The following is a 22,691-nucleotide window of genomic DNA, read 5'->3' on the forward strand; positions in this document are numbered from 1 at the left end:
AGAATTTCCTCCAAAGCGGAGGACACAGCGATGTCAAACCAGAACCCGGTCTTTATTCCCGGACCCACAAACATCCCGGATCGGCTTCGCCTTGCGATGCAGGTTCAGACACAGGATCACCGCGCGCCAGATTTCGTGGAAACTTTTGCGCCGGTTCTTGAGGACACCAAAAAGGTATTCGGCACCACGCAGGGTCAGGTCGTAACCTTTCCCGCCAGCGGCACCGGTGGCTGGGAAGCGGCGATCACCAACACACTCAGCCCCGGCGACAAGATCCTCGTCGCGCGCTACGGCGTGTTCAGCCATCGCTGGATCGACCTGTGCCAGCGTCATGGGCTGGATGTGCAGATCATCGACTGCCCGTGGGGCAGCGGTGCACCAGCGGACAGGTTTCAGGAAATCCTGTCATCGGACAAGACCCACGAAATCCGCGCCGTTCTGGCCACGCACAATGAAACGGCAACCGGCGTGCGCTCGGACATCGCGGCGCTGCGCCGCGCGATGGATGCGGCCGATCACCCGGCCATGCTGTTCGTGGATTGCGTCAGCTCTCTGGCTTCCATGGATTTCCAGTTCGACCGTTGGGGCGTGGATATCGCCGTTTCGGGCTCGCAAAAGGGGTTCATGCTGGCAACGGGCATGGCGATCCTGTGTGTCAGCCCCAAGGCACTGGACGCGATGGGTTCGGCAAGGCTGCCGCGCACCTTCTTCGATTTCCGTGACATGATGGATGCAAATGCGTCCGGTGGGTTCCCCTACACCCCTCCGCTGCAACTGATCTATGGCATGCGGGAAAGCCTGAAGATGCTGTTCGAAGAGGGGCTGGAGAACGTCTATGCCCGCCACTTCCGGCTGGCCGAGGGCGTGCGTCGCGCTGTCGATGCATGGGGGCTGAAACTTGTCGCCCAATCCCCTGATCTGTATTCTGACACTGTCAGTGCGATTTACGTCCCGGACGGGTTCGACAGCAATGCCCTGACGGATCACGCCTTCAACGCCTATGGTGTCTCATTCGGGATCGGCCTGGGGCAGATGAACGGCAAAGCCTTCCGTATCGGCCATCTGGGCAGCCTGACGGATGTGATGGTGTTGTCGGGTCTGGCCACCATCGAAATGGCCATGGCTGACCTGAACTATCCGATCAAACTTGGCAGCGGCGTGGCTGCGGCACAGGACTATTACCGTGCCACCCACGCAGGCAGCGCCAAAGCAGCCGCATGAGGAGGCCCGCGATGCTGGATCAAATAACGGCGGCAGAACTGACGATCGACGACATGCGCGCGGCCCACGCACGGATCAAACCGCATATCCGGCGCACGCCGGTCATGACCTCGGACTATCTGAACGAGGTGTCCGGTGCCGAACTGTTCTTCAAATGCGAGAACTTTCAGGAGGCCGGAGCCTTCAAAGTGCGCGGTGCCTGCAACGCGGTCTTTGGGCTCAGCGATGAGATGGCTGAAAAAGGTGTCTGCACGCACTCGTCAGGCAACCACGCCCTGTCGCTGTCCTACGCGGCGGGTCGCCGGGGCATTCCCTGCAATGTCGTGATGCCCCGTACCGCGCCTCAGGCCAAAAAGGACGCGGTGCGCCGCTATGGTGGCACAATCACCGAATGCGAGCCCTCAACCTCGTCCCGCGAGGCCACTTTTGCAGAGGTTCAGGCACGCACAGGCGGCGAGTTCGTGCACCCCTATAACGACCTGCGAGTGATCGCCGGTCAGGCCACTTGTTCAGCGGAACTGCTGGAACAGACCGATGGTTTGGATGCCGTCGTGGCTCCGATCGGCGGTGGCGGCATGATTTCGGGCACCTGCCTGACCGTTTCGAACCTCGCCCCGGAAACAGGCATCTACGCCGCCGAGCCCGAGCAGGCCGATGACGCCTACCGTTCCTTCAAGGCCGGTCACATCATCGCCGATGATGCGCCCAAAACGGTCGCCGACGGCCTTTTGGTTCCGCTCAAGGAAAACACCTGGCACTTCGTCTCGAACCACGTGACCGACATCTTCACCGCGTCCGAGCAAGAGATCATCGATGCGATGAAACTCACTTGGAAATACCTGCGCGTGGTGATGGAGCCATCTTCGGCCGTGCCGCTCGCGACCATTCTGAAAAACCCGGACACGTTCAAAGGCAAGCGCGTTGGCGTGATCGTCACCGGCGGCAACGTGGATCTGGACAAACTGCCCTGGCTCAAAGGGTAAGAGAGGAAGAACAATGAACAAACCCGTCAACATCGAAGAACTGGATGTCGGCTTTGACATCCCGGCCGCAATCGGCATGGACGAAAGCGAAATTCAGACACCCTGCCTGATCCTCGATCTGGACGCGCTTGAGCGCAACATCAAGAAGATGGGCGACTATGCCAAGGCGCACGGTATGCGCCATCGCGTTCACGGCAAGATGCACAAATCCGTGGATGTGGCGAAGCTGCAGGAACAACTGGGCGGCGCCGTGGGCGTCTGCTGCCAGAAAGTCTCCGAGGCCGAGGTTTTTGCCCGCGGCGGCATCAAGGATGTCCTCGTCTCGAACCAGGTGCGCGACCCGGCCAAGATCGACCGTCTGGCGCAACTGCCCAACTTTGGCGCCCGGACCATCGTGTGCGTAGACGACATCGACAATGTTGCTGACTTGTCGGCAGCTGCGCAAAAACACGGCACAACGCTGGAGGTATTTGTCGAAATCGATTGCGGCGCAGGCCGCTGCGGGGTCGGCTCGACCGAGGATGTCATTGCCATCGCCAAGGCCGTTCAGGCAGCCCCGAACCTGAAATTCACCGGCATTCAGGCCTATCAGGGCGCGATGCAGCATCTGGACACTTACGAGGCGCGCAAGGAAAAACTCGATATCGCCATTGCCATGGTCAGGGACGCTGTGGACGGACTTAAGGCTGAAGGGATCGAATGTGAACTCGTCTCGGGCGGCGGAACCGGCTCGTATTACTTCGAAGCGAACTCGGGTGTTTATAACGAGCTGCAATGCGGCTCCTACGCCTTCATGGATGCTGATTACGGGCGCATTCTGGACAAGGATGGCAACCGCATCGATCAGGGCGAATGGGAAAATGCGCTGTTCCTTCTGACCAGCGTCATGAGTCACGCCAAGTCGGACAAGGCGATCTGCGACGCGGGCCTCAAGGCGCAATCCGTCGACAGCGGCCTGCCTTTCATCTACGGGCGCGACGATGTGGAATATCTGAAATGTTCGGATGAACACGGCGTGATCGGTGATCCCGACGGCGTACTCAAGGTGAACGACAAACTGCGTCTCGTCCCCGGTCACTGTGATCCGACCTGCAATGTGCATGACTGGTATGTCGGCGTCCGCGACGGCAAGGTCGAAGCGCTTTGGCCGGTTTCTGCCCGTGGCAAGGCGTACTGAGATGCGGGACGGAGAAATCATGAACACCGCGACTGACGGTCTGCTGATCATTAACGAGGATCTCTGCGAGAAACTTGTCGGGCGCAAGGAAGCCTTCGACGCGGTCGAGGCGGTTTTTGCCGCCATGGCCCGCAAGGACGCCTATAATTTCCCGGTCATCCGCGAGGCGATCGGCCATGCCGATGCACTTTACGGTTTCAAATCCGGCTTCGACCGGGCCGGAAAGGTGCTGGGCGTCAAATCGGGCGGATACTGGCCGGGAAATGCCGACAAGGGTCTGACCAACCACCAATCCACGGTCTTTCTGTTCGATCCGGACACCGGCAAATTGTCCGCCCTCGTGGGCGGCAACTACCTGACTGCGGTTCGCACGGCCGCGTCCTCGGCAGTCTCCATCGCCCATCTGGCAAGACAGGATGCAAAAGTTCTGGGCATGGTCGGCGCTGGCCACCAGTCCGCCTTTCAGTTGCGGGCCGCAGCCGAGCAGCGCAGTTTCGAAAAGGTCGTGGCCTGGAACCCGCACCCGGAAATGCTGCCCCGGCTGGCCAAAGTGGCCGAGGAACTGGGGTTGGAGTTCCAACCCGTGTCGCAACAGGAACTGGGCGCGCAGGCGGATGTCATCATCACCATCACTTCGGCTTTTGAACCGCTGCTGATGAAAGACTGGATCAAACCCGGCACCCATCTGGCCTGCATGGGCACCGACACCAAAGGCAAACAGGAAGTGGACGCCGATCTTGTCGCCACCGCCACCGTATTCACGGACGAAGTTGCCCAGTCCGTTTCAATCGGCGAGGCACAGCATGCGGTGGCCTCCGGTGCTCTGGCGGAAACGGCAATCACACCGATTGGTGCGGTCATCAACGGTGATCATGCCGGGCGGAGCAGCGACACCGAAATCACCCTGTTTGACGGAACCGGGGTCGGGCTGCAGGATTTGGCCGTCGCATCTGTGGCCGCACGACTGGCGGATGAGGCCGGGCTGGCGCAACGCGCCGCGCTCTGATCCAACCAACCAAAACAAAGCCCGGCTGAGTTTGGCACAGCCGGGCAACTTCTTCTTGTGACAAATACGGCCGCCGGAGGCTCCAGCGCTTCGCGCCGGATTGGGGCTCAGCCTCGGATGACCTTGGCGAAATTGTCAAAGATCGGTTCGTTGGCGCAGACCACTTCGCCACCTGACAGCACACTGCCCTCGGGGTTCAACGGCTGCACAAAGCCGCCCGCCTCTTTCACAATAATGATCCCGGCCGCAACATCCCACGCGTTCAGGCGCCGTTCCCAGAACCCTTCGTAACGGCCAGCAGCAACGTAGGCCATATCAAGCGCCGCGGATCCCCAGCGACGCACACCCGCACACAGCGGCATCAGACGCGCCAGGTCCTGCAAGGTGGCGGGCAGGTCGGACCGGCCGCCAAAGGGCAGCCCGGTGGCGAAAATCGACTCGATCATCCGGTGACGGCCCGAAACGCGGATGCGAGTATCGTTCATCCACGCACCTTCACCTTTTTCGGCAAAGAACATCTCGTCCTTGGCGGCGTCATAGATCACGCCCGCAACGATCTTGCCCTTGTGCTCCAGCGCGATCGAGACCGCCCAGTGCGGCAGCCCGTGCAGAAAGTTCGTCGTTCCGTCCAGCGGATCGACGATCCAACGGCGGGTGGGGTCCTCACCGTCTATCGCGCCGCCTTCTTCGGCCAGCCAGCCATAGGTCGGGCGCGCGCCCAGCAGTTCTTCTTTCAGAATCGCCTCGGCAGCAATGTCGGCCTTGGACACAAAGTCGCCCGCCCCCTTCATCGACACCTGCAGGTTCTCGACCTCACGAAAATCCTTGACCAGAGAACGCCCCGCCTTGCGCGCGGCCTTGATCATGATGTTGAGATTTGCACTGCCAACCATTGTCAAAAGGCTCCTGTCCGGTCAAACCGCGCGTATACTGGCGCAAGGCGACATTGCCAAGAGGAATGATGCGCATAGCAGCCTTCCTCTCAGCGCCGGGTCAGATGTCATTGCGCCTGCAACTTCTTGGCCTCGACCCGCGCCAGCTTGACCAGTTCCTGAACGAACGGTTTTTCCAGATCCTCTGACCGGACAGCGGCATAAAGCCGGCGCGTGATACCCGCTTGCGTCAATGGCCGCGTTACATAGTCCGAGTTGTATTTGACCTCGCGCACAACCCAGTCCGGCAACACCGAAACACCGCGGTTCGAGGCGACCAGCAACAGGATCACTGCCGTCAGTTCCACCTGACGGATCGCCGCCGGTTCAACGCGCGCGGGGATCAGCAACTGGCTGAACACATCCAGCCGTGTCCGTTCCACCGGATACGTGATCAGGGTCTGCCCCCGGAAATCCTCGGCTTCGATAAAATCCTTCTGCGCCAGCGGATGCGAAGACGCCGCGACAAACACTGCGTTATAATCGAAAAGCTCGACAAATTCGACGCCGGGCAGGTCTTCGGGGTCTGATGAGACAACCAGATCGACCTCTTCCTTCTGCAAGGCAGGCAGGGCGTCAAACGCCAGCCCCGGCCGGATATCGACATCCACATCCGGCCACGACTTGCGGAACGATTCCAGCACCGGAAACAGCCACTCAAAACAGGCGTGGCACTCAATGGCGATATGCATCCGCCCGGTGCGTCCGTCCCTGAGAGAGGTAAATTCAGCCTGCATCGCCTCGACTTGGGGCAGAATCTGTTCGGCCAGCCGCAACAGGCGCAACCCTGCTGCCGACAGCTTCATCGGCTTGGACCGGCGCAGAAACAGTTCGACCCCTGCCTGATCCTCCAACCCCTTGATCTGATGGCTAAGAGCGGATTGCGTGATGTTCAACTGATCCGCCGCGCGGGCCAGCCCCCCGCATTCATGGATTGCCTTAATGGTGCGCAGGTGGCGAAACTCGATATGCATCCGCAAATACCGCTCATGTTGTTCTTGAGAATTATGAGTTTGTCTCACAATTCCTAAAATGTAACAAGAGGGCAGAAAAAGTGAGATGACAGCCGATGAACACGCCAGAAGTATCCTTTGAGTTCTTTCCGCCGCAGAACCTTGAGGCGTCGTTCCGTCTTTGGGACACGGTGCATACGCTAACGCCCCTTGCCCCGCGTTTTGTATCGGTCACTTACGGCGCGGGCGGCACGACTCGCGAACTGACCCGCGAAGCCGTGGCAACGCTTCATAAAACCTCGGGCCTGAACGTCGCGGCGCATTTGACCTGTGTGCAGGCAACCCGTGAAGAAACGCTTGCCATCGCAGACACCTTTGCCGATGCGGGCGTGAGCGAGATTGTGGCCCTGCGCGGCGATCCACCCAAGGGACAAGGCCGGTTTCAGCCCCACCCCGGCGGATTCGCGAACTCAGTCGAACTGATCGAGGCGCTTTCTGATACGGGCAAGTTCACCATTCGTGTGGGCGCCTATCCCGATATTCACCCCGAAGCGCCCAATTCCGCCTCGGACGTCGACTGGTTCAAGGCCAAGCTGGACGCTGGTGCCGACGAAGCGCTGACCCAGTTCTTTTTCGAGGCCGAGACGTTTTTCCGCTTCCGCGACGCCTGCGAAAAGGCCGGGATAGACAAACCGATCACGCCCGGAATTCTGCCAATCGAGAACTGGAAGGGCGCGCGCAACTTTGCCAGACGCTGCGGCACACACATCCCCGATTGGGTCGAAAACGCATTCTCAAAAGCGCAGCGTGACGACCGCGAAGACCTGCTTGCCACCGCGCTTTGCACCGAGCTTTGTACGGATCTGATTGAGGGCGGTGTGGACAAGCTGCATTTCTATACGCTCAACCGGCCGGAACTGACGCGCGACGTCTGTTTTGCGCTGGGTGTCACGCCAAAGGTCGATCTGCAGAACGTCGCCTGACATCTGCCCATTGTTTAATGCGCGATAATCCTTTGCCGATGCCCGCGAATCCTGGACACGGGCAATGACAGCCCCGGCAAATCCCTGACGGTGAAATTTCACGCCTCCGACATGGATTGAACCAAGCCACGGGAACAAAACCCGTGGCACCCATGGATTGTTTGCCCCACAGGTTCAAAAACCCTTCAAATTTGACAAAACCATGGCGGGGACCAAGGGTAATAACTGTAAGTGTTTAAAGAGTATTTTGGTATGGAGCCAGTTGACAGAATCCAAGCCCGGGCGGCTGCGCTCAGGGATCTTGGTGTCGCACAAACTGCAAGTTCAGACGAAATCCGCGAGGCGTGGCGGCGGGTGGCATTTCGGGCGCACCCGGATCATGCCGGTGGTGATCATGTTGATTTCGCCCGTGCGAAAGCAGCCTTTGATCTGTTGCGCGAGGACGGCCTGACGAAAAACGGACGGTCCGACCCGGAGGGGCCGCCAAAGCCGCGGCGACCAAAACTCAGATCGCGCATTGTAAACCTGAGCCCGCAAGAGATTGAGGCCTGCCGGGGCCAGCTTGCCGCAGATATGGACGCCGCAACCCCGGACAAACCCGCGGAACACATTCCTGACGCAGTGGGCTGCCATGGCCGCCATCTGACTTATTTTGTCACCACGTCGGTCTGCGAAGGCGGCAACCGGGTGGCGTTGCCGACGTCTATTCTGGATGCGTCCCGCAGATTGACGACCGAGGTGCTGTCCTTTCAGTCAAAAAGCGCAGGCGCAGGCGAAATCATCGTCCCCGACGGGATTCGCGAACGCAAATTTCCTGGCGCCAAAAGCGTGAAGGTCCGGTTCCAAGCCAACCACGAGAACCGTCGCGAATTCATGACCTGACACATCAGGTGTCCTCATGAAAAAAACCCGGGTCACTGGTGACCCGGGCAATATTCAATTTCGGCGAACCGATCAGTTGGAAACCGGGCCTTCCGATGTCCACTTCGGGATGACGCTGGTCGATGCGTCGTCCGACTCGATGCCCGGCCAGTTGCCGCCCGCCAGATCGATATTACCGGGAACATCCTCTTCCCAGAAGCCAACAACTACATCCGTGATGTTCAGATACAGCTTGTCATCCACAATCCGCCACAGGTTCGGATTGGCCGGTACCTTGCCGCCACGCGAAACACCATAAGCACAGTGACCGTCGAATTGTGGCGCGTAATATTCCGGGTTTTCGAGAAACTTGTCGCGATTTTCCTCGGTCGAGAACGCCCAGGTCGATCCGTTATACTCAGCCGTAATGTCGGCGCGGCCGCGCACACCTTCGGGCTGGGTCTGCCCTACCGGCACCTGATCAAGACTGCGATAGGCCACGACATCATAGCCGGACACGGCAAAGCCGGTGCCGTCGACATATTGAGGTCCGGCAAATGCCGGGACGGCCATAACCATGGCTGCAGCAAAGCTAAAAGCAAATCGTTTCATTAGGCGGTTCCTTTTCGGATCGACAGTTTCTCAGATGCCTGTTCGGCGGGACTGACCAGACAATAGGCGATTCTGAAATCTTGCGAAGACCTGCTCGCGCCCCTGTGACGATCCACGAGGATATGTGAGGTGATTTCCGGAAATGTTTCAGTACCGATCCGAATTCCGGGGGTTGGACTTTGCCGTTTGCAACATTAGCTCTGGTCACGGGTGCCTAACCCGCATGTGACCAGAAAGGCGTGATATGAGCGAACAATCCACCTATTCCCCACCCAAGGTCTGGACCTGGGACAGCGAAAGCGGCGGCCGCTTCGCAAATATCAACAGGCCCATTGCCGGGGCGACACACGACCGTGATCTGCCGATCGGCAAGCACCCGCTGCAGCTGTATTCGCTGGCCACCCCCAACGGGGTGAAGGTCACCATCATGCTGGAAGAGCTGCTGGCGCTGGGACACGAAGGCGCGGAATATAATGCCTGGCTGGTCAATATCGGTGAAGGCGACCAGTTTTCGTCCGGTTTCGTCGAGGCTAACCCCAACTCGAAAATCCCGGCGCTGTGGGACCGGTCGGGGAACGAACCGGTTCGCATCTTTGAAAGCGCATCGATCCTGTTCCACCTGGCCGAAAAGTTCGGCGCGTTTCTACCCGGCGAAGGCCCGGCGCGGACCGAGGTCATGAACTGGGTGTTCTGGCAAATGGGCAGCGCCCCCTATCTGGGTGGCGGCTTTGGCCATTTCTACGCCTACGCCCCGGAAAAGTGGCAGTACCCCATTGACCGCTTTGCCATGGAAGCCAAACGCCAACTGGACGTGTTGGACAGGGAACTGGCAGACAAGACCTATATCGCAGGCGAAGAGTACACGATCGCGGACATGGCGATCTGGCCTTGGTATGGCCAACTTGTGCTGGGCCGTCTTTATGACGCTGCCGAGTTTCTGGATGTGACGTCCTACAAGAACGTCCTGCGTTGGGCCAAGGCCATCGACGAACGCCCCGCCGTCAGCCGCGGCCGCATGGTCAACCGCGCATTTGGCGAACTGCATACGCAACTGCACGAACGCCACGACGCAAGCGATTTCGAAACACGCACGCAGGACAAACTGGAACCCGCCGCCGAATAACCCGGCGCCGCAAGATCGGGCCACGGACGCGGTGAACAGTCCGCTCCGTGGCCTTTGCTATTTTAGAATCGGCGGTTTTTCCGGATCACTTCCCGGTGCGGCCCGCACGATGTCCGGCTGTTCAGGCTGGGGCAGATCGAACCGCAACCCGACCCTGGCCATCATCGCGGCGGCAGGATCATCCGCTGAAAAGAATCCCACATCCATCTCTCCGGCCTCAATGCCCGAGAATGTCAGCGCCTCGGACGCGGCCTTGGCCAGCGCGCCTTCGGCCCCGGCGACGGCATCGACAAACCCCAGCAGGTGCCCCTGCCCGCCCCGGTCGTCCCGAGTACCGACCAGATAAGCGGTTTGCGCCAGTCCGCCCGCCGTTGCCAGTTTGGCGTCCAGCGCCGTCAGCAAGCGTTCCGGCAGACCTTCGGGTGGCCGAAACTCTGCCAGCGCCGCCTGAACTTCCTGCGGGGCATGATCCAGCGTCTCATGCAGCCATGCCAAAGCCTCGGCTGGGATCAGAAACGAAGACGGAGCGACCTCGAGATTCAGACCAAGACCGATCCCCTGCCCGGACAGCATCGACGCCAGAACCCGCCCCGACAAAGCGGCGTAGGGCGCCGGACGCTCCGTGAACCGGGCCAGCCGTTCCTCGCGGTCAAAGGCCAGAACAAACCGGCCATCCGCCACGTCGAACACTTCCGGAGACAGGTTTTCGTCCCGCGCTTCTTCGGTCAGCAGCAGGAACAACTCGCTATCCGCCAGCCGTTCGAAAAACCGCAATCGGGCGGCATCGTCATGCGGTGCAGCCTGCATCGCACCATGGGCATCGTCCAGCGCCGTCGCTTCAGTCATTCAACACCTCTTGCACCCGCGCGCGCAGCACCGGCAAAAGCTCGGCCTCGAACCACGGGTTCTTCTTTAGCCATCCCGTATTGCGCCACGACGGATGAGGCAAGGCAAAGACCCGCGGCGCATGGTCCCGCCAGCTGCGCACCGTTTCGGTGACAGGTGTCTGCGTGCCAAGGTGGTATTTATGCGCATGCCCTCCGACAAGAACCGTCAGGGGGACCTCTCCCAGTTCCTGCATCACCCTGCCATGCCATGTCCGCCCGCAGATCGGCGGCGGCGGCAGATCGGCCTTGCGATCGTTGTAGCCCGGAAAGCAAAAGGCCATCGGCACCACGGCAACACGGCTCAGATCGTAAAATGTGCTCTCGTCGATGCCCAGCCATGCGCGCAGCCGGTCGCCGGACGGATCGGTAAACGGCCGCCCCGAGGCATGCACCCGCGCGCCCGGTGCCTGCCCTGCGATCAAAAGGCGCGCGCCGGGGCGGAACCAGACAACCGGTCTTGGTTCGTGCGCAGTCGCCGTGACCGCGAATTTCTCAGCGCACAACCGGCACCTCCGTATTTCATCGGCGAGAGAGGTCATCGGCGCGCAAAGTTCCGTCTGCTGGGGTTGAACAGGCCATCCCGGAAAGATAGGCATCACGGGCCCGGCGTCCAGATGTACCTGCCCGCGCTTGGTGCCGGCATGTCACCACCAAAAAATCCTAATCGCGGACGCATTGAACATTTGTTTCATATTTCGACATAATGTGGCCAACATGGACCGGTATCAGGCACAACCCTTTCAAACCGGGACAAACACATCGGGACCCGCCCTTCACAAGTGTAAGGCAGCACATGCTGGAGTTTGAAAATGTCAGCAAATCCTTCTGGACCGGGACGCGCCGCAAGGTGATCCTGGACCGGGTCTCGTTCCGCGTTGAACTCGGCACTTCGCTTGGGGTTCTTGCCCCGAACGGCACCGGAAAAACCACGCTTATCAACATGATGGCGGGGCTTGAAAAACCGGACGAGGGCGTGATCCGCCGCGACTGCAAGGTTTCGTTTCCCATGGGATTCACCGGCGGCGTATCAAACAAACTCTCGGCTCTGGAAAATTCGCGCTATATCGCCAAGATTTACGGGCTGGACCCGGATTATGTCGAAGCCTACTGCATGTGGCTGTGCAATCTGGGCGAATACTTCAATCAGCCGCTGGCCACCTATTCCTCGGGCATGAGGGCGCGATTCACCTTTGCTCTCATGCTGGCGCTCGATTTCGACATGTACCTGATCGACGAAGGAATGCCGGCGACGACGGATGTTGAATTCAACAGGAAAGCAGGCTCGATCCTGCAGGAGCGGTTGCGGACAACCACACTTGTCATCGTTTCCCATAACCCTGCAACACTGGAAAAATTTGCGCGCAAGGCGGCTGTCCTGATGGATGGGCAGCTTTATATGTTTGAATCCTTGGAAGAGGCGAAGCAGTTGTATGACTACCAAACCCAGGGCTAGGAAATACCGGGTTCCCCAACCCGATGGTGCGAAAGGCGACGGTGACAGCCTGTCACGTTCACAGGCCATCGAAACCATTCGCCGTGCGACCCAACCGCAGAACCCCGAAGAAAATCAGACGGCGGCAGGCACCGAACTGGACGCCATCAAACGCGAAGGACTTACAGGACGGCAGTTGCGCATGGCGCGCCGCCTTGCCCAAAAGCACAATCTGGCTGCAACCTCGGACTATGATGCGGTGCGGCTGCTCCGGCAGTCCGGAATCGATCCGTTTCAGAAATCGAACCTGCTTGATCTGGTGGCATCGGAAAATACCGGCGACGGACAGAACGCCGACGGGCAGGACCCAAAGAAAGTTCAGCTGCCGCAAACTGTCAAAGCAAGGGGTGAGTCGCTACCCTCGCCAGAGCTGAACCCGGCCCAGCGTCGCGACATCGAAATCGGCCAGATTCAGAAAGACATCGCGAAACGCCGCCGCCGCAAGCTCATGGGGTTGTTTGCCCGGCTGGCCGTATTCGTGCTGCTGCCGACAATCATTGTCGGGTATTACTTCTACCGCATCGCGACCCCGCTTTATGCCAGTAATTCCGAGTTTCTGATCCTTCAGGCCGATGGTGGGCCGGGCAGTATCGGCGGTTTGTTTGCCGGAACCCAGTTCGCGACAACCCAGGATTCCATAGCAGCGCAATCCTATCTCGAGTCGAAGGAAATCATGCTGAAACTCGACCAGGAGACAGGGTTTGCCGACCATTTCAAACAGGACTGGATCGACCCCATATTGCGCTTGGCTCCGGACGCGACGACCGAAGACATCTATAAAGTTTATAAGCGTGTTGTCACAATCGGCTATGACCCGACCGAGGGCGTGATCCGTATGGAGGTTGTGGCCGCGGATCCGGAAACCTCAACAGTCTTTTCAGAGAAACTGATCGAATATTCTGAGGACCGCATTAACAACCTGTCCGAGCAAAAGCGCGAGGATCAGATGCGCGAAGCCCTCCAAAGCTTTGAAAACGCGCAGCAAGAGCGTCGCAATGCGCAGGAAAATCTGGTGGACCTGCAGCTGAAAGGCGCCGTTCTTGATCCCGAAGGCGTCATTGCCAGCCTGCGGGCGCGGATCAATCAGGTTGAAGTCCAGTTGCAGGAGAAAGAGCTTCAGCTTGCGGCACTGCTGGATAACGCGCGCCCCAACAAAGCAAAGGTCGAGGGTGCGCGCAGCGATATCGAACGGCTAGAGGCGGTGCTGGCCGACCTCAATAATGAGATGGTCGATGCATCCAACGGCGAAAACTCGCTGGCCCGGCTGAGTGTCAGGATTCAGATGGCTCAGGCAGACCTCGTAACGCGGGACATGATGTTGCAGACGGCCTTGCAGCAAATGGAAACGACCCGGCTGGAAGCGAACCGTCAGGTCCGCTATCTGACCGTGTCCGTGAACCCCGTGCCCAGCCAGGAACCAAGCTATCCGCGCAAGTTCGAAAATACGATTTTGGCTTTCCTGCTTTTTGCTGGTATCTACCTCATGATCTCGCTTACCGCGTCGGTCCTTCGTGAACAGGTATCTTCATAAGTCCCATGAAACATATAAAAATCGCCGATCTGACGGTCGGCAACGACCTTCCGCTTACCATCATCGCCGGCCCCTGCCAGCTTGAAACCGCCGATCACGCCCAGATGATCGCCGGTGTCATGAAAGAGGCCTGCGAAGCAGTGGGCGCGCAATACGTTTTCAAAGCCTCCTACGACAAGGCCAACCGCACATCGCTAAGCGGCGCGCGCGGGATGGGAATTGACGCCGGTCTCAAGGTACTGGACGACATCCGCAAGACTATGGGTGTGCCCGTCCTGACCGATGTGCATTCCGAGGCGCAATGCGCCATCGCTGCCGAGGCGGTGGATGTGCTGCAAATCCCCGCTTTCCTGTGCCGCCAGACCGACATGCTGCTGGCCGCGGGGAACACCGGTGCGGTGCTCAACGTCAAAAAGGGGCAGTTCCTCGCCCCGTGGGAGATGCAGAATATCGTCACCAAGATCGAAAGCACCGGAAACCACAACATCCTTTTGACCGAGCGCGGTGCCTCATTCGGCTACAACACCCTTGTCGCCGACATGCGTTCCCTGCCGATCATGGCACAGACGGGATACCCCGTGGTGATGGATGCCACCCACTCGGTGCAGCAGCCCGGCGGTCGTGGCGGCTCGTCCGGCGGCCAGCGGGAATTCGCTCCGGTTATGGCACGCGCGGCGGTCGCCGTTGGAACAGCGGCCGTGTTCATGGAAACCCATCAGGACCCGGACAATGCCCCCTGTGACGGCCCGAACATGATCTACCTCGATCAGATGCCCAAACTGATCGATACCCTGATGCGCCTTGACGAGCTGGCCAAGGCCAACCCAATTCAGATTTGAACCAACGGAATTTGACATGACCAAACCCCTTGCCGAGGTGACCCCGAACACCTGGAGTTTTCTGCGCGACGCGATGATCAAGCCCACGGGCTTTCGCGAGTATGACGCACGCTGGAAATACCCAGACGAGATCAATCTGCCGGGCATGACCGCCCTTGGGCTTGGTCTGGGCACCCAGATGCACAAGCGCGGGATCGAACCCGTCATCGCGGTCGGCAATGACTATCGCGACTATTCTCTGGCGATCAAGAACGCGCTGATCCTCGGCCTCATGCAGGCCGGTATTCAGGTCAAGGATATCGGCCCCGCACTTAGTCCGATGGCCTATTTCGCCCAGTTCCACCTTGATGTGCCCGCGGTTGCGATGGTCACAGCCAGCCACAATCCCAACGGTTGGACCGGCGTCAAGATGGGCTTTGACCGCCCCTTGACCCATGGTCCGGATGAAATGGCCGAACTGCGCGATATCGTTCTGAACGGCGAAGGCGTGGCGCGGCCCGGCGGGTCCTATGAATTCGTCGATGGCGTGAAAGAGGCCTATATCGACGATCTGGTGGGCGATTTCAGAATGTCCCGCCCGCTCAAGGTTGTCTGCGCCACCGGCAACGGCACCGCTTCGGCCTTTGCGCCCGAGATTTTCGAACGTATGGGGGTCGAGGTCGTGCCCAGCCATAACCGGCTGGATTACACCTTTCCCAACTACAACCCCAACCCCGAAGCGATGGAGATGCTGCACGACATGGCCGACACGGTCAGGTCCAGCGGTGCCGATCTGGCGCTGGGTTTTGACGGCGACGGCGACCGCTGCGGCGTTGTCGATGATGAGGGCGAGGAAATCTTTGCCGACAAGGTCGGCGTCATCATGGCGCGCGATCTGGCCAAACTATACCCCGGCGCGACCTTTGTGGCCGACGTGAAGTCCACCGGCCTGTTCGCCAGCGATCCTGAACTCCAGGCCCACGGTGTCAAAGCCGACTACTGGAAGACCGGCCACAGCCACATGAAGCGCCGCGTCAAGGAAATCAACGCGCTGGCGGGGTTCGAAAAGTCGGGTCACTACTTCCTCGCCGAACCCATCGGGCGCGGTTACGACTGCGGGATGCGGGTCGCTGTGGAAATCTGCAAGCTGATGGACCGCAATCCGGACAAAAGCATGTCGGACCTGCGCAAGGCCCTGCCTAAAACATGGTCGACACCGACCATGTCACCCTACGCGTCGGATACCGAAAAATACGATATCCTGTCCCGGCTGGTGGACAAGCTGGTTGCCAAAGCCGAAGCGTCGGAACCCCTTGCGGGCCGTGCCATCAAAGAGGTCGTCACCGTCAACGGCGCACGGGTCATTCTGGACAACGGCAGCTGGGGACTGGTGCGCGCCTCGTCCAATACGCCCAATCTGGTTGTCGTCTGCGAAAGCAGCGAAAGCGAGGATGAGATGCGGGCGATTTTCCAGGACATCGACGCCGTCATTCAGACCGAGCCGGGCGTCGGAGAATACGATCAGACCATCTGATCCGGGCAAGGGCGCCGCAAATGTTCAGCCCCTTACAGTAAGTGGTACAGGTGAATGATAGTGAGGCTCGGAACTTAATGTCTGTTCCGAGCCCAATGCGGTAACTTATCCCTCGGCGAAAGGCCTTACTCGGCGGCTGAGACGTCAGGAATGGTTGCCGCGACTATTTCCGAAGCCTTAATCCTATAGATTGAAGGCGCGAGTACGCCGTGGTTTTGGCGAATGAAAATTTGGCCTGTGACCCACACGGGGTCCATCGTTATGTTCAAACCGCCTGGGTAATCGACGAAAATAACTTGATCAGGAAGAGGTGCAGTTGGATGTCGGCACTTCTGAGACAGCCGAGGAATCAACAAAAAGCTCTTCACATCTTTGAATTCGAACTCAACGGGATGAGCATAACCCGCGATGAGAACTAGATTGCCTTCCAAGTCAGTGTTACCAGGCACGCACTCGGCAATCTGCATCGATAGCATGCGATCACTCAAATCTCTCGGCAAACAACCTGGATTTGACAGGTAGCCTTCCAAGAATTCAGAGCACTCAGCAAGGCGACCTTCTCGAAGATCAGACCACGAAATCTCCTGCGGTTCGGAGTGTGCAGCCAAACCTGTTAGAGAAAACAAAAAAACCGAACAGACTAGTAGCCTAGTTGTCATTTTGACCGTGCGAAACAGTAAGCGGGCTTTTGTAATCCGGTTCTGTCAAACCCTGTTTACGCATCGCAATACCCGTTAGGCATTCCCTGATAGTACGGTTGGCGTTCAAAGCGGAAACGTAGGTTGGGTCCATAAGCGGAGCAAGTTCAACTATTTCGAACCCAATCACGTTTGACTCGGCGCAGAGGCGGCGAATTATTGGGAAAACCTCTCGGGGCATCAGGCCGCCAGGCTCAGGTGTTCCCGTTCCCGGTACGAATGCCGGGTCAAAGGTGTCGATGTCGAAAGAGATATAGATATACTCCGGCCCGTCATTCGCCTCGGCAATGACGTCTTCCATAACAGCGTCCCAGCCGCGTTCTTCGATCTCAGCCATCGTATGATATCGGAACCCATTCATACGCATCCATTCAAATGCTTTTTCGTCTGGATAGTATCCGCGCAAAGCAACCTGAATGAAGTTTTTACCCTCAACCAAGTCTTCTTCGATCAACCTGAAAACAGGCATGCCATGATTGATCAGGTGTCCAAAGCCATATTTTCCGGCATCGTAATGTGCATCGAAATGAACGACGCCCACATTACCCTTTCCATAAACGTCCGTCATCGCAGCGACGTTTGGGTACATCAATGAATGATCACCACCAACGATAAAGGGTATCACATGGCTACCGTCAGCATGTTGCACTGCTGCTGCCTGACCAACAAAAGAACGGACCGCATGAATTGTGCGCTCGGTGCTCATGATGTCGTTCGGAGCGTTTCCGTAGTCAACGACTGTCATTTCCTGCAGCGGATCGACCATGACGTGCATATGCGGCTGCCGCGCCCCATAGCCCAGATACATCGAGGAGTTACGAACCGCATTCGGACCGCGCGACGCCCCGCGCGCACCGGTCCCCATGTCGGTAAAGGCACCCATGATGGCGACGTCGACTTCGGCAGCAGCCAGATCGCCGGGCGTGAACGCTAACGGTTGGTGTAAGAACGTTGGAATTTGCATAAAGCCCTGGCCATAGAAACGTTGAGGGTCAACAATTCCGGGTTCTCGTCCCTCACGCTCTCCTTCAAAACTTGGCAAGGGTGTGCGCCAAGCATTGTAAGTTGGGTCTTCGGTGTCCAAAGGAATAACGGGTTGTTCCCCTTCACGGATCGGGGCCTGAGTACCTTCGAATTCATGGCCATAGTACTGGGCGTTGGCAGCACCAGCAAAAGCAACGCACAGAATGGCGAGCGCGGTACGGAGACTTTGAAACACCGGAAGTCCCTCCTCAAAATTTGGCTATACCAAAACTATTACAAAAAATGCGGTTTTGAGCAAATTTTGACTCAGTAGTATTGCTGCGCCGAATAGTAAGGGGTCTTGCTGGACTATTTGTCTGCCTGCATATCCGAAATTCTTTTCCTAAATTGACAGCCTTGTCCGCTGACCGGACCTCAATACTCTGCCCCAGAAGAAATCCTCAGGAGCTTTTGCCCGACATAGAATAGTAAGCCCATAGGCCCGTGGCCGCGCGTGCAACATTTACGGCAAAGGGCTGGCCGCAAGGTGTCCCTTTTTCCCATTCATGGACTGTGTTGCAAACGGCCCTTAGTCGCCCAGCAGTTTCAGCAAGCCCTTTCTGGCTTCGTCTTCCAGCTTGTCCTTGACCGCTTCTTCGATCTGTTCGGTTTCGGTGATCGTGGTGTTCAGCTCTTCGCCCACTTTCTCGAAAACCTTCTGCTTGGCGTCATCCTCCAATTCCTTGACCTTGACCTCGGTCGCGGCCTCGATCGCCTTGGTCAGATCCGGCTTGATCGACGGATCGCTCCACGGTCCCACGATCCGCACCGGCACCGCGATCCCTTTGCCGGAATTCGCGCGTAAGGCGACAGGCGTGAACAGATAGTCGATGTTGCGCTTGCCGATACCGATACGCCCGGTTCCATCGGCGCGATAGTTGTCCAGCAACATCAGCAGATCCTTGTTTTTCAGATTGCCGTTCTTCATCGTGAAGCTGGCGCTGAGGCTGTTGAAAACGGTTGTCCCACCGCTTCCTTTGCCTTTGCCCATCAGCCGGTCCAGATCGACGCCCGAGATGACACCGCCATCCATGTCGATACGCCCCTTGCCACTGAGCGAGCGCATGATCTGATTTTCGTTCTGACCCACTCCCAGAAATTCCAGCGACCCGGACGCCTTGCCTGACAGACGCTCAATACCCCCCAGCGTGGTCAGGGCCTGCTTCAGATCGACGCCATCGGCCTTCAGCTTGCCGCCAACCGACAACCCGTTTCGGTTATTCGCAACAACCTGCCCGGATATCTGACCCGAAAACAATCTGGCGGGGTTCATCTTGACCACAGCACGCGAGTTTTCCAGTTTCAGTGTCAGTTTGCTTTTGCCGAATTGCAGGCCTGCAACCGAAATGGCGTTTGCGTTCAGCCGGATCAACCCGTTTGCCAGCGCCAGTGCCGACGCGTCGATTGGGTCCTTTGACCATCCGTCGCCCTGACCGGTCTGACCAGCCTGACCGCCCCCCGACGTGTTTGAAGAATTCGTTGCAGCGCCCGTTTCCTCTTCTGTCCCGATCACTTTGGACAGATCCAGATGGTCCGTCGACAGCCGGGCCGTAATGCGCGGCGGGTCTGCGACAACGATATCCGCCTCCCCCTCAAACCGGTTGTTGTCCAGCTTCGAAACCATCTCGCGCAGGGACAGGCGCCCGTCATTGGTATATGTCATCCGGGTCGAAATGTCGGCCGCCTGACCCAGACCGTAGGGCACATGAATGCCGCTTTGGCCAAGTGCGGCAAACATCCGCTTCGAATTCCCGGCCTTGATCTGCGCGGTTCCGTCCAACTCACCGGCAATATTCACACGGCCCGCAAAACCGATCTGCCCCCCCGGCGCGGTCAATTTCATCTCCATCCCGGTTGCGGCACCCGATGCAAATTCGGGCAGATCGGGGATTGTCAGATCGACGTCGACTGGCCCCTCTCCGATATTCAACTGCGCCTGCATTTCCATCGGCGCATCCGGTGATGGCCAGCTGGCCTCCAGATCGACGTTATCGAAATCGAAAGTGGCCTGACCATTCTCCACATAGACGAGGCGCGCGTTTGACAGCTTCAGCATATCCAGCGTCACGCTGGGAACATCTGCCACCGCATCTGTACCACCACCAGCGGCCGAGGGCTGTGCTGCAGAACCCGCCGCGGGCGACGGGGCGCTGAATTCCCAGTTTCCTTTACCATCCGAGATTTCAAGGCGCAGCACCGGGTTTTCGGCAAGGATGCGGCGGATCGCCAGTTCACCGGCAAACAGCGCGGCGGCGTCGACACCAACGGCCAGACTGTCCGCCTCCAGCATGGGCTGCGGCCCCGCCCAGGCGGCATTACCAAAGGTGACGGCCTCTGTCTCCAATCCCAGAACCGGCCAGAAGGACAGCCGTACATCGCCGGTCAGGGTCAACTCCCGACCTGTCTGCGCCTTGACCTGCTCAGCCAGTATCGCGCCCAACTTGTCGCCCGGCATCAGCAACAATGCGCCGATGACCAGCCCGATCACCGCGATCAGAATGAATACGATCCGTAACAACCAGCCCATGTTTCTGCTCCCTGCCTGTTCGGTCTTGTGGGTTTGGTGCAAGTCAGCCCTGCGCGGACAACATTTGCAAGGGGAGAAGTTCCCCACTATATGCCGCGCCATGACCACGAACCCGCCAAACCTCCGCCCCGACCTGGCGCCCGCCGCCCGGATCACCGAGACACCTCGCATCAACCAGCCGACCATCGGCATGGTCTCGCTGGGATGTCCCAAGGCACTTGTCGACAGCGAACGCATCCTGACGCGCCTTCGGGCCGAAGGATACGGCATTTCGCCCGACTATTCCGGTGCCGATGCCGTGATCGTGAACACCTGCGGGTTCCTCGACAGCGCCAAGGCGGAATCGCTGGAAGCGATCGGCGAGGCACTGGTGGAAAACGGCAAGGTCATCGTCACGGGCTGTCTGGGGGCAGAACCGGATTACATTCGCGAACATCACCCCCGCATTCTGGCCGTGACCGGCCCGCATCAGTACGAACAGGTGCTGGACGCGGTGCATGTCGCCGTGCCGCCCGATCCGGACCCGTTCGTGGACCTGCTGCCCGCATCCGGCGTTAAACTGACACCGCGCCATTACAGCTATCTCAAGATTTCCGAAGGCTGCAACCACAGCTGCAAGTTCTGCATCATCCCCGACATGCGCGGCAAACTGGCCAGCCGCCCGGCCCATGCCGTCCTGCGCGAAGCGGAAAAGCTGGTCGATAACGGCGTGCGTGAGTTGCTGGTCATCTCTCAGGACACCTCAGCCTATGGGCTGGACCGCAAATATGACGTGAACCCGTGGAAAGACCGCGAAGTGCGCAGCCACATCACCGATCTGGCGCGTGAGCTGGGTCAGCTGGATGCCTGGGTCCGGCTGCATTACGTCTATCCCTACCCCCATGTGCGCGACCTGATCCCGCTGATGGCGGATGCGGGGTGCAATGTGCTGCCCTATCTCGACATCCCGTTCCAGCACGCCCATCCAGACGTCCTGAAACGCATGGCCCGCCCGGCCGCTGCCGCCAAGACACTGGACGAGATCGCCGCCTGGCGCGCGACATGCCCGGACATCACCCTGCGCTCGACCTTCATCGTCGGCTATCCCGGCGAGACCGAGGCTGAATTCCAGACCCTGCTCGACTGGATGGACGAGGCGCAACTGGATCGTGTCGGCTGCTTCCAGTACGAAAACGTCGACGGCGCGCGGTCGAACGACCTGCCCGATCACGTGCCTGCCGGCGTCAAGCAGGAACGCTGGGAGCGGTTCATGGAAAAGGCACAATCCATTTCCGAGGCCAAACTGGCCGCCAAGGTCGGTCAAACCATCGACGTGATCGTGGACGAAGTCGACGACGAAGCCGCTACCTGCCGAACCAAATCCGACGCCCCCGAGATCGACGGGAACCTGTTTATTGACGAGGGGTTCGAGGGGTTGAAACCGGGCGACATCCTTTCCGTTGAAGTTGAAGAAGCCGGGGATTATGACCTGTGGGGAAAACAGGCGTAACCATCTGATTCAGCTTGGTATCTCTCGCCTTCCATAGAGTATGGAATGAGATTCCAGGCGCCCCGGGGAAATCGCCTCGCCACCTAATGGGCAAAAGCGCGAGAGGAATGTGTGTTTTAAATTACACAGCCCCAATGTATCCCTATAAGGGAGGACAGCCCCCAATTGATTGCCCCTGGTTGAGCACATAGCAAGCGCCCGGATAATAAATCAGATAAGCACTGACTAAGGGCTCCTAATGAAATTCACTACACTCACAATCGCATCGCTGGCTTTGTTTTGCGCAGGCTGCGCAACGAAACAGGAAAAAATCCTCAAGTCTAAGGACGGTGCTACTAACGTCGAGTTCGTATCAAAAAGCGCGCAAGACTCCGTTCTCGGCTTTAAGGCGACCAGCGTGCGTGTGGAGCGGTACGAAAACTCAAGAACAACGGCAAACTGCAACCTTGTTGGTGAAGGTTTCAAGGCAGCTTTCACTGCACCAGCGGTCGTAAACCTTCCAAGTTACGGAAAACAGACCAAGCCCATTCAAGTAAACTGTTCAGTCAAAAACGAAAACGTCTCTGAAACGATCAAGCCAGCAAACCTCTCGGCTGAAAACCGTAGGGCAAACGCAGTTGGCGCAGGAATCTTACTTGGAGGAATAGTTGGAGGCGCTGTCGCAGGAAGCGTCACCGGTGAAAAAGAAGAAGACGCTTACAGCTACAAACCGATCGTACTAAAGCTAAAGTGATCTGATTTGTCCCCCCAGCAAGTCAACGATCACCCGTATCAGCCCGTGATTCACTCATGGGCTGATTTGTCTTTATATCCTTGATAGAAAATACATTTTCTGGGCCGA

At 58.5% G+C, this 22,691-nt stretch carries 21 protein-coding genes; 13 read left to right on the forward strand and 8 right to left on the reverse strand.

The genetic code is table 11. The features are described 5' to 3' along the window. The first annotated feature begins 30 nt into the window (after positions 1 to 30). Genes bhcA through bhcD form a run of 4 tightly spaced genes read left to right on the forward strand, consistent with a single transcriptional unit; the run spans position 31 to position 4,387 of the window. A complete protein-coding gene (bhcA, locus tag ACR0NW_RS04195) occupies positions 31 to 1,221 on the forward strand; it encodes an L-aspartate--glyoxylate aminotransferase BhcA (RefSeq protein ID WP_480448713.1) in 1,191 nt (396 codons plus the stop codon). 11 nt (positions 1,222 to 1,232) lie between these two features. Next, positions 1,233 to 2,204 carry a beta-hydroxyaspartate dehydratase BhcB gene (gene bhcB / locus ACR0NW_RS04200; RefSeq protein ID WP_480448711.1) on the forward strand — a complete coding sequence of 324 codons (972 nt, stop codon included), beginning with the start codon at positions 1,233 to 1,235 and terminating at the stop codon, positions 2,202 to 2,204. Positions 2,205 to 2,217: 13 nt separating this feature from the next. Beyond that, the gene (gene bhcC, locus ACR0NW_RS04205; RefSeq protein WP_480448710.1) at positions 2,218 to 3,381 is read left to right on the forward strand and encodes a 3-hydroxy-D-aspartate aldolase BhcC; all 1,164 of its coding nucleotides are present in this window, start codon (positions 2,218 to 2,220) and stop codon (positions 3,379 to 3,381) included. Positions 3,382 to 3,400: 19 nt separating this feature from the next. Then, positions 3,401 to 4,387 carry an iminosuccinate reductase BhcD gene (gene bhcD / locus ACR0NW_RS04210; RefSeq protein WP_480448709.1) on the forward strand — a complete coding sequence of 329 codons (987 nt, stop codon included), beginning with the start codon at positions 3,401 to 3,403 and terminating at the stop codon, positions 4,385 to 4,387. Between the two features lie 107 nt (positions 4,388 to 4,494). Here the strand turns inward: bhcD and ACR0NW_RS04215 are convergent, their stop codons facing one another. Next, positions 4,495 to 5,280, reverse strand: coding sequence for an inositol monophosphatase family protein (locus ACR0NW_RS04215; protein WP_480448708.1), 786 nt, complete (start codon positions 5,278 to 5,280; stop codon positions 4,495 to 4,497). Positions 5,281 to 5,387: 107 nt separating this feature from the next. Beyond that, a complete protein-coding gene (locus ACR0NW_RS04220; RefSeq protein WP_480448707.1) occupies positions 5,388 to 6,293 on the reverse strand; it encodes a LysR family transcriptional regulator in 906 nt (301 codons plus the stop codon). A gap of 95 nt (positions 6,294 to 6,388) precedes the next feature. On the opposite strand from ACR0NW_RS04220, the gene metF reads away from it, so the two are divergent. Both metF and ACR0NW_RS04230 read left to right on the forward strand, forming a co-directional pair. Then, positions 6,389 to 7,255 (forward strand): methylenetetrahydrofolate reductase [NAD(P)H], encoded by an 867-nt coding sequence (metF, locus tag ACR0NW_RS04225; protein ID WP_480448706.1) that lies wholly within the window; start codon positions 6,389 to 6,391, stop codon positions 7,253 to 7,255. Between the two features lie 252 nt (positions 7,256 to 7,507). Further along, positions 7,508 to 8,137 carry a DnaJ domain-containing protein gene (locus ACR0NW_RS04230; RefSeq protein WP_480448705.1) on the forward strand — a complete coding sequence of 210 codons (630 nt, stop codon included), beginning with the start codon at positions 7,508 to 7,510 and terminating at the stop codon, positions 8,135 to 8,137. A gap of 72 nt (positions 8,138 to 8,209) precedes the next feature. Here the strand turns inward: ACR0NW_RS04230 and ACR0NW_RS04235 are convergent, their stop codons facing one another. Then, positions 8,210 to 8,728 carry a YHS domain-containing (seleno)protein gene (locus ACR0NW_RS04235; protein WP_480448704.1) on the reverse strand — a complete coding sequence of 173 codons (519 nt, stop codon included), beginning with the start codon at positions 8,726 to 8,728 and terminating at the stop codon, positions 8,210 to 8,212. 244 nt (positions 8,729 to 8,972) lie between these two features. Between ACR0NW_RS04235 and yghU the strand changes: the two genes are divergently transcribed. Beyond that, the gene (gene yghU / locus ACR0NW_RS04240; protein WP_480448703.1) at positions 8,973 to 9,851 is read left to right on the forward strand and encodes a glutathione-dependent disulfide-bond oxidoreductase; all 879 of its coding nucleotides are present in this window, start codon (positions 8,973 to 8,975) and stop codon (positions 9,849 to 9,851) included. 57 nt (positions 9,852 to 9,908) lie between these two features. Here the strand turns inward: yghU and ACR0NW_RS04245 are convergent, their stop codons facing one another. Together ACR0NW_RS04245 and ACR0NW_RS04250 are read right to left on the reverse strand one after the other, a co-directional pair. Further along, positions 9,909 to 10,697 (reverse strand): SseB family protein, encoded by a 789-nt coding sequence (locus ACR0NW_RS04245; RefSeq protein ID WP_480448702.1) that lies wholly within the window; start codon positions 10,695 to 10,697, stop codon positions 9,909 to 9,911. Beyond that, positions 10,690 to 11,277, reverse strand: a complete 588-nt coding sequence (locus ACR0NW_RS04250) for a uracil-DNA glycosylase family protein (protein ID WP_480448701.1) — start codon at positions 11,275 to 11,277, stop codon at positions 10,690 to 10,692. The genes ACR0NW_RS04245 and ACR0NW_RS04250 overlap by 8 nt, the downstream gene beginning before the upstream one ends. A gap of 254 nt (positions 11,278 to 11,531) precedes the next feature. Here ACR0NW_RS04250 and ACR0NW_RS04255 point away from each other — a divergent pair, with 254 nt between their 5' ends. From ACR0NW_RS04255 to ACR0NW_RS04270, 4 genes are read left to right on the forward strand one after another with little or no spacing between them, the layout of a single operon-like run. Further along, a complete protein-coding gene (locus ACR0NW_RS04255; protein ID WP_170650940.1) occupies positions 11,532 to 12,191 on the forward strand; it encodes an ATP-binding cassette domain-containing protein in 660 nt (219 codons plus the stop codon). Then, on the forward strand, positions 12,169 to 13,761 hold the full coding sequence (locus tag ACR0NW_RS04260) for a KpsE/RkpR family capsule polysaccharide export protein (protein WP_480448700.1): 1,593 nt from the start codon (positions 12,169 to 12,171) through the stop codon (positions 13,759 to 13,761). The genes ACR0NW_RS04255 and ACR0NW_RS04260 overlap by 23 nt, the downstream gene beginning before the upstream one ends. A gap of 5 nt (positions 13,762 to 13,766) precedes the next feature. Then, positions 13,767 to 14,600: a 3-deoxy-8-phosphooctulonate synthase gene (kdsA, locus tag ACR0NW_RS04265; RefSeq protein WP_480448699.1), complete on the forward strand. Its 834-nt coding sequence runs from the start codon at positions 13,767 to 13,769 to the stop codon at positions 14,598 to 14,600. A 16-nt stretch (positions 14,601 to 14,616) separates the two neighbouring features. Further along, a complete protein-coding gene (locus ACR0NW_RS04270; protein WP_480448698.1) occupies positions 14,617 to 16,113 on the forward strand; it encodes a phosphomannomutase/phosphoglucomutase in 1,497 nt (498 codons plus the stop codon). A 125-nt stretch (positions 16,114 to 16,238) separates the two neighbouring features. Here the strand turns inward: ACR0NW_RS04270 and ACR0NW_RS04275 are convergent, their stop codons facing one another. The 3 genes from ACR0NW_RS04275 to ACR0NW_RS04285 all read right to left on the reverse strand — a co-directional run bounded on the left by ACR0NW_RS04275 (position 16,239) and on the right by ACR0NW_RS04285 (position 20,361). Then, entirely contained in the window at positions 16,239 to 16,772 is a 534-nt protein-coding gene (locus tag ACR0NW_RS04275) for a DUF3299 domain-containing protein (RefSeq protein ID WP_480791505.1), read from the reverse strand. Next, a complete protein-coding gene (locus tag ACR0NW_RS04280; protein ID WP_480448696.1) occupies positions 16,762 to 18,030 on the reverse strand; it encodes an agmatinase family protein in 1,269 nt (422 codons plus the stop codon). The genes ACR0NW_RS04275 and ACR0NW_RS04280 overlap by 11 nt, the downstream gene beginning before the upstream one ends. A 333-nt stretch (positions 18,031 to 18,363) precedes the next feature. Next, positions 18,364 to 20,361 carry an AsmA family protein gene (locus ACR0NW_RS04285; protein WP_480448695.1) on the reverse strand — a complete coding sequence of 666 codons (1,998 nt, stop codon included), beginning with the start codon at positions 20,359 to 20,361 and terminating at the stop codon, positions 18,364 to 18,366. A 100-nt stretch (positions 20,362 to 20,461) separates the two neighbouring features. On the opposite strand from ACR0NW_RS04285, the gene rimO reads away from it, so the two are divergent. Then, a complete protein-coding gene (gene rimO / locus ACR0NW_RS04290; RefSeq protein ID WP_480448694.1) occupies positions 20,462 to 21,850 on the forward strand; it encodes a 30S ribosomal protein S12 methylthiotransferase RimO in 1,389 nt (462 codons plus the stop codon). Between the two features lie 238 nt (positions 21,851 to 22,088). Beyond that, on the forward strand, positions 22,089 to 22,583 hold the full coding sequence (locus ACR0NW_RS04295; RefSeq protein ID WP_480448693.1) for a hypothetical protein: 495 nt from the start codon (positions 22,089 to 22,091) through the stop codon (positions 22,581 to 22,583). Positions 22,584 to 22,691 lie beyond the last annotated feature (108 nt).

This window comes from Ruegeria sp. CF5 (genome assembly GCF_056537325.1).

Bases quoted from the DNA above. Each gene is read 5' to 3' on its own strand.
- bhcA (WP_480448713.1), top strand. From the start codon at position 31: ATGTCAAACCAGAACCCGGTCTTTATTCCCGGACCCACAAACATCCCG.
- bhcB (WP_480448711.1), top strand. From the start codon at position 1,233: ATGCTGGATCAAATAACGGCGGCAGAACTGACGATCGACGACATGCGC.
- bhcC (WP_480448710.1), top strand. From the start codon at position 2,218: ATGAACAAACCCGTCAACATCGAAGAACTGGATGTCGGCTTTGACATC.
- bhcD (WP_480448709.1), top strand. From the start codon at position 3,401: ATGAACACCGCGACTGACGGTCTGCTGATCATTAACGAGGATCTCTGC.
- ACR0NW_RS04215 (WP_480448708.1), bottom strand. From the start codon at position 5,280: ATGGTTGGCAGTGCAAATCTCAACATCATGATCAAGGCCGCGCGCAAG.
- ACR0NW_RS04220 (WP_480448707.1), bottom strand. From the start codon at position 6,293: ATGCATATCGAGTTTCGCCACCTGCGCACCATTAAGGCAATCCATGAA.
- metF (WP_480448706.1), top strand. From the start codon at position 6,389: ATGAACACGCCAGAAGTATCCTTTGAGTTCTTTCCGCCGCAGAACCTT.
- ACR0NW_RS04230 (WP_480448705.1), top strand. From the start codon at position 7,508: ATGGAGCCAGTTGACAGAATCCAAGCCCGGGCGGCTGCGCTCAGGGAT.
- ACR0NW_RS04235 (WP_480448704.1), bottom strand. From the start codon at position 8,728: ATGAAACGATTTGCTTTTAGCTTTGCTGCAGCCATGGTTATGGCCGTC.
- yghU (WP_480448703.1), top strand. From the start codon at position 8,973: ATGAGCGAACAATCCACCTATTCCCCACCCAAGGTCTGGACCTGGGAC.
- ACR0NW_RS04245 (WP_480448702.1), bottom strand. From the start codon at position 10,697: ATGACTGAAGCGACGGCGCTGGACGATGCCCATGGTGCGATGCAGGCT.
- ACR0NW_RS04250 (WP_480448701.1), bottom strand. From the start codon at position 11,277: ATGACCTCTCTCGCCGATGAAATACGGAGGTGCCGGTTGTGCGCTGAG.
- ACR0NW_RS04255 (WP_170650940.1), top strand. From the start codon at position 11,532: ATGCTGGAGTTTGAAAATGTCAGCAAATCCTTCTGGACCGGGACGCGC.
- ACR0NW_RS04260 (WP_480448700.1), top strand. From the start codon at position 12,169: ATGACTACCAAACCCAGGGCTAGGAAATACCGGGTTCCCCAACCCGAT.
- kdsA (WP_480448699.1), top strand. From the start codon at position 13,767: ATGAAACATATAAAAATCGCCGATCTGACGGTCGGCAACGACCTTCCG.
- ACR0NW_RS04270 (WP_480448698.1), top strand. From the start codon at position 14,617: ATGACCAAACCCCTTGCCGAGGTGACCCCGAACACCTGGAGTTTTCTG.
- ACR0NW_RS04275 (WP_480791505.1), bottom strand. From the start codon at position 16,772: ATGACAACTAGGCTACTAGTCTGTTCGGTTTTTTTGTTTTCTCTAACA.
- ACR0NW_RS04285 (WP_480448695.1), bottom strand. From the start codon at position 20,361: ATGGGCTGGTTGTTACGGATCGTATTCATTCTGATCGCGGTGATCGGG.
- rimO (WP_480448694.1), top strand. From the start codon at position 20,462: ATGACCACGAACCCGCCAAACCTCCGCCCCGACCTGGCGCCCGCCGCC.
- ACR0NW_RS04295 (WP_480448693.1), top strand. From the start codon at position 22,089: ATGAAATTCACTACACTCACAATCGCATCGCTGGCTTTGTTTTGCGCA.